General features: G+C 47.8%; 5 protein-coding genes. 1 reads left to right on the top strand and 4 read right to left on the bottom strand.

The window, feature by feature from the left end:
* A partial coding sequence (locus DV027_RS16940) for an IS21 family transposase (RefSeq protein WP_475584078.1) occupies positions 1-587 on the bottom strand: 587 nt, incomplete at its 3' end.
* Positions 588-748: 161 nt separating this feature from the next.
* Between DV027_RS16940 and DV027_RS16935 the strand changes: the two genes are divergently transcribed.
* Positions 749-1,585, top strand: coding sequence for an IS5 family transposase (locus DV027_RS16935; protein ID WP_075632358.1), 837 nt, complete (start codon positions 749-751; stop codon positions 1,583-1,585).
* A 29-nt stretch (positions 1,586-1,614) separates the two neighbouring features.
* On the opposite strand, the gene DV027_RS16930 is transcribed toward DV027_RS16935, so the two are convergent.
* The 3 genes from DV027_RS16930 to DV027_RS16920 form a co-directional block, all read right to left on the bottom strand.
* On the bottom strand, positions 1,615-1,884 hold the full coding sequence (locus tag DV027_RS16930; protein WP_130732960.1) for a hypothetical protein: 270 nt from the start codon (positions 1,882-1,884) through the stop codon (positions 1,615-1,617).
* Between the two features lie 64 nt (positions 1,885-1,948).
* Positions 1,949-3,565 carry a hypothetical protein gene (locus DV027_RS16925; RefSeq protein ID WP_223846623.1) on the bottom strand — a complete coding sequence of 539 codons (1,617 nt, stop codon included), beginning with the start codon at positions 3,563-3,565 and terminating at the stop codon, positions 1,949-1,951.
* Between the two features lie 374 nt (positions 3,566-3,939).
* Positions 3,940-5,019: an IS5 family transposase gene (locus DV027_RS16920; RefSeq protein ID WP_010517953.1), complete on the bottom strand. Its 1,080-nt coding sequence runs from the start codon at positions 5,017-5,019 to the stop codon at positions 3,940-3,942.
* Positions 5,020-5,175 lie beyond the last annotated feature (156 nt).

Raw genomic sequence — 5,175 nt, 5'->3', positions numbered from 1 at the left:
CAATGGCTGATCACCATATCCGTGCTGGGGAATTTTCCGACAGCACATGTGGGGAATTTTGAAACAGCATTTACATGCAGGGGATAGGCCCTGAGTATGAAGGCCCGGCTGAAGGACAGTTTGGTGTGGGCAACCTGCAGCTTGACGCGATGCCCGGCAATCACCGCCCAGTCCTCGCCCCAGTCGAACTGGAAGGCTTCCCCGGGCTGGAAGCACAGGGGCACGAAAACACCCCGACCCGTTGTCTGGCGTGCCTGGCGCTGTTCGTGTTTCCACTGCCGGATGAAAGCGGCCACCCGTCCGTAGGACCCATCATAACCCAGCGCCACAAGGTCTTCATGCAGTCGTCGCGCCGTGCGCCGGTTCTTGCGGGGGCGAGCGGCTTCCAGGACCAGCCATCCCCTCAGCCTGTCAGCAAACGGGTCCAGTCGGCTGGGACGTTCGGGTACCTGGAACCGCGGTTCAATACTCTGTGCCCGGAGATATTTCCGGATCGTATTGCGTGACAGTCCCGTCCGGCGTTCGATCTCGCGGATCGGAAGATGATCCCGGCAGTGCCACCGACGGATCACACTCAGAAGCTCCATGTCAATCACTCCTCAAACCCCCAGCAGATGCTGCCGGGGAGTGTGAAGGCATGGGTCAAATCTCGATGAAAATTTCCGCCCTACCCGGGTCAGTTCTCAGTGAAAATCAACACAATACCAGCCTGTTGTGATTCATCCGTCTTTACGAAGAGATGGAGTGAATGGTGACATGGACTGGTATTGCCCGACGTGAACATAGCCGGGAAGGACTGCGATATCCATCGGATACGACGGACGGGGAGTGGGCTTTGATCATGCCATTTATACCCCCGGCGAAACGGGGTGGCCGCCCCCGCACGACGGATATGCGCGAGGTGGTCAATGCGATGCTCTACATAGCCTCGGCCGGGTGCGCGTGGCGCCTGCTGCCGAAATGCTTTCCGCCGGTCTCGACCGTCAGGCGCTATTTTTACGCCTGGCGTGATACCGGGCTGTTCGAGGTCATGAATACGGTGCTGGTCATGAGCCTGCGCGAAATCGAGGGGCGTGAAGCCTCTCCGAGCGCGGGCGTGATTGACAGCCAGTCGGTGAAAACTACGGAAAGCGGCGGGCTTTCGGGCTATGACGCGGGCAAGAAGGTCAAGGGCCGCAAGCGCCATATCGTGACTGATACCTGCGGCTTCCTGATCTTTCTCCTCGTTCATGCCGCCGACATCCAGGACCGTGATGGGGCGGTTGATGTCCTGGCGGCAATACGCAGGCGCTTTCCTTGGCTGCGCCACATCTTCGCTGATGGCGGCTATGCTGGCGACAAATTGCGATCCGCGCTCGCCTCCATGGGAAAATGGACGATCGAAATCATCAGGCGGCCCGATACGGCGAAGGGCTTTCAGATCCTGCCGCGCCGCTGGGTGGTTGAACGGACATTCGCCTGGCTGGGACGGTGCAGGCGGCTCGCCAAAGATTGGGAAAAGTCCATTGCTTCCTCAACCGCATGGACATTGATTGCCTCGATCCGAATGCTCACACGACGGACTGCAAAGCATTGTCAGGGTTAAAGAACTTTCGAATCAGGCTCTAAAAAATATTATGCATTCCCTTCTGGATAGGATTTTTTCAATATTTCCATTTCCATTAATTCTGAAAATTTTCTAGTTCCAGATTTTGCTATTTCGCTACCTATTTCAGCGAATTTTTCTTTCATCCATGGTTTTTCTGTGAATAAAGAAAAACATATGGCGTAAGCCGCACCAGCTAAATATAAATCTAAATCATCGATATTTCTGTTTTCAAGAAAACATTGGTGGGCCACTTGCTCACCAATATAAGAAATATCTATTTTTACTCTTATTTTCATAGCGCCCTAATATGAATTTAATTTTTATAAATGTAATAAATTATATTTTTTGTAAATTAAAAAATTATTGAAATGGCAGATATCGAAGGGATAAGAAAGCCATATTATCGTCTGTATGCGGCGTTCCTCCATATCCTGAGAATCCAGCAACATCGGTGTGAGAGAATTGTGCGCCAAATGATAATGTGCCATAATCTCCCTGAAAGTAACGCCACCAAAAACCTATTGTTCCTTGAGAAACTCGACGAATGTTGGCATTACAGGCCATAGCGCTTGGAGCATTTTCAATTTGGCATCCTGAGACATTGTACCCTATATTACCATAGCCATATGGAGTTCCATTAACATTGTAAGAACTGCGAGAAAGTATATTTTCCATACCACCGTATGCATATATATCAACTGATTTATATGGGTGTCCGATCAACCCTATTAATACTTGAGCTTCAGGGAGTAGGGCTGGAGATCCATGAATATTAGTTGTGGCATCAGGTAAATTTGTTGTTCCATAACGACCTATTCCGTAACCAGCCAACCCAGATGCTTGAAAGTCGAAATACTTTTTCACAACAGGAATAACCATTCCGCCGCCACCACCACCAGCGAATTTGGTATGACTTTTTCCTGTTCCAATGTAACTGACCCGATCATGTATGAATCTACCAATTCCGAAAGCTTCAAAATGACCAAATTTGGGATCTGCTGATCCTTTTAAAATAATGTCGGGCGCGACATCATCTGAATAAGTTGTGGAAACATTTTCAACTTGTCCACCAGAATTGTTGTATGTTATTTTTTCTTCACTTGGAGTGTATATTGTTCCTCCCCATACCGATTGCGGGTTTTCTAGGGATAGACCAATATGATATTCATGATTATGGAATCCTTTTACAATACGAATTCCTGTATTTCGTGTCCATGTAAAACCAGGAACATATTGAGCATCAATAACAAGTGGTATTTGCTCACTTCTTGTATCCATACCCTTCTTAAAAAGAGTGGCCAAGGACCATGACTGTCCTCCCATAATATAAAAATCATCTATTTTATTTTCAAATTCGCCATACATTACTCGTGATCTTAAAACATAGCTATTGCTTTGTCGTGAGTTTGATGCAGATCCAGCCCCTTGAAAATCGACTTCTGTATAACCAGATACATGCCACTTATCGGTGATATCTGCACCAACTAGTGCTGAGAACCTACTTTGCCTTTCTGTTTCATGGAATTCATTCATATGCGCATTTGGCGAGTTCATCCATGGTATAGAAGAGAAATTTGAACTAATATCAGCGGTTTCATTTCTCGATCTAAATATACCTGCCATTTCTACATATCCACCCAAAATAATAGATATGCGGCCTACATTAAATTGACCTTTGTGGAACAGTCCATTTGTGGTATTCCCAGAAGGAGAAACTGGCATTCCTGTTATTTGACCATAGGTTGTGGGTTCACTCCGAGGGTCTGTTCCTCCAATTGTAATCCATGGACGATTTATTGCATAATTATCTGCATTAGGATTGCCAATTATAATTGGCCTATTATAGGCAGGATCTGTCGATATTTTCTCACGATTCAAAGCAGTTTCTTTAACTAAACGAACTTCATTATCTTGTTTAACCTGCTGAATTTTCATATATTGAATTTGTTTCTGTAAATAATTGATTTGTTTTTCCATTATGCTTATTTGCCTTGACGCTGTTTGTGAATGAGCGCTATGTAAACAAAATGAATACACACAAGAAAAAGCGCCTGACATCAATAGCATATTTTTTGCATACATAGACACAGGAATATCCTAACAATATTATTTATAGATAATATTTAATACATGCTGTGATAATCGCCTAAAGAACTTATTATGAATCTTATATGAATCTTATATGAATTTATGAAAATATCAGTGGAAGTTCATAAACTGGAGGGTTCGAAGAACCCCTGATTGATGTGCTTGGCCGGTAATTTCTGGGTTTTGGCGATTTGATTGACGGTTTTTGCGATGGCCTCCGGTCTGCGTTTTGAGCAGATTGGGAGTTGTCCTCCGCTGGATGGCTATGCGCTCGCGTTCAATCTTTCGAGGAAGAGGAAGCGGCGCATATTGTAGACGATATTGGCGAGCCCGATCCTCATGGTGGCTCGGCTGATACCGACAGTCCGGACAAACAGCCCCGTCTGTGACTTCTGATCGGCAAAGACATGCTCGACACGCGACCGGATAATGGATTTTCCTGCATTCGATTTCTGGATATGCCGGGGCATAGGCTTGAGATGCGGCTTTTTGCGATGAACCTTGGAGACAAAGCCCTGCTTTTCCATGAAGTCTTCATTGGCTTTTGAGCGGTAGGCCGTGTCAGCCCAGACACTTGAGGCTGTATTGGTTTTATCCAGCAGCCCCTCTCTCAATCGCGCGCCATCACTGGCGGCGGCATGCGTTGTTTTCCATTTCCGGATGAACCGGTATTTTCGATCGATGGAAACATGCGATTTATAGCCAAAGAACGGGATAGCGAGATCGCTGGATGGCATGGTTCCATCATCCTGCCGCTTCGCCTTCGTGAACTTCAGTGTCCATCGCGCATGACGATCCTTGTGCGACAGCTTTGCGGGTTTGTCCTGCCAGTCTTCAGGAATACGTCCTTCCCGAAGATCGGCTTTCTCTGCATTGGTGTTCCGCTGCTTCGGAGCCGCTACCAGCGTGGCATCCAGGATCTGGCCTGACATCGGCAAATACCCGGCGTTGCGCAGGGTGGCATCAAAGCGGTTGAACAGCCAATCGATCGCACCCGCCTGGGTCAGACGCTTTTGATACAGCCAGACCGTTTTGGCATCCGGCACCCGATCTGAAAGTCCCAGACCAAGGAAACGCATAAAGGAGAGGCGATCGTTGATCAGATATTCCGTCCGCTCATCAGACAAATTGTTGAGCGTCTGGATCACCAGAATTTTGAACATCAGCACAGGATCAAATGGCGGTCGTCCGCCTTTGCTGCCGTCAGAATACGCCAGAGCCTTCTCCAGGTCAGGGCGGAAGACTTCAAAATCCACAGTCCGGGAAAATGCTTCGAGCTGATCACCAAGCCCGCTCAAGCGGGCAAGCCGCTCTTCAACGTCAAAAAATCCCGTCTGCTTCATACCGCCATTCCCTCAGTCAGAACCGGACGAATGGAATCACAGAGCTGGTTTCAAAACCAGCGGGTTTTTCGAACCCTCCACGCCCAGTTCCTGGAAAGGCCGTATTATGGCTCGCGGCAGATGACATGGCATCTGCGCCGCCTGGGACATGAAGTG

Source organism: Komagataeibacter xylinus, assembly GCF_004302915.1.
Taxonomy (GTDB): Bacteria; Pseudomonadota; Alphaproteobacteria; order Acetobacterales; family Acetobacteraceae; genus Komagataeibacter; species Komagataeibacter xylinus_C.
This window is presented reverse-complemented; position numbering and strand designations above follow the sequence as displayed.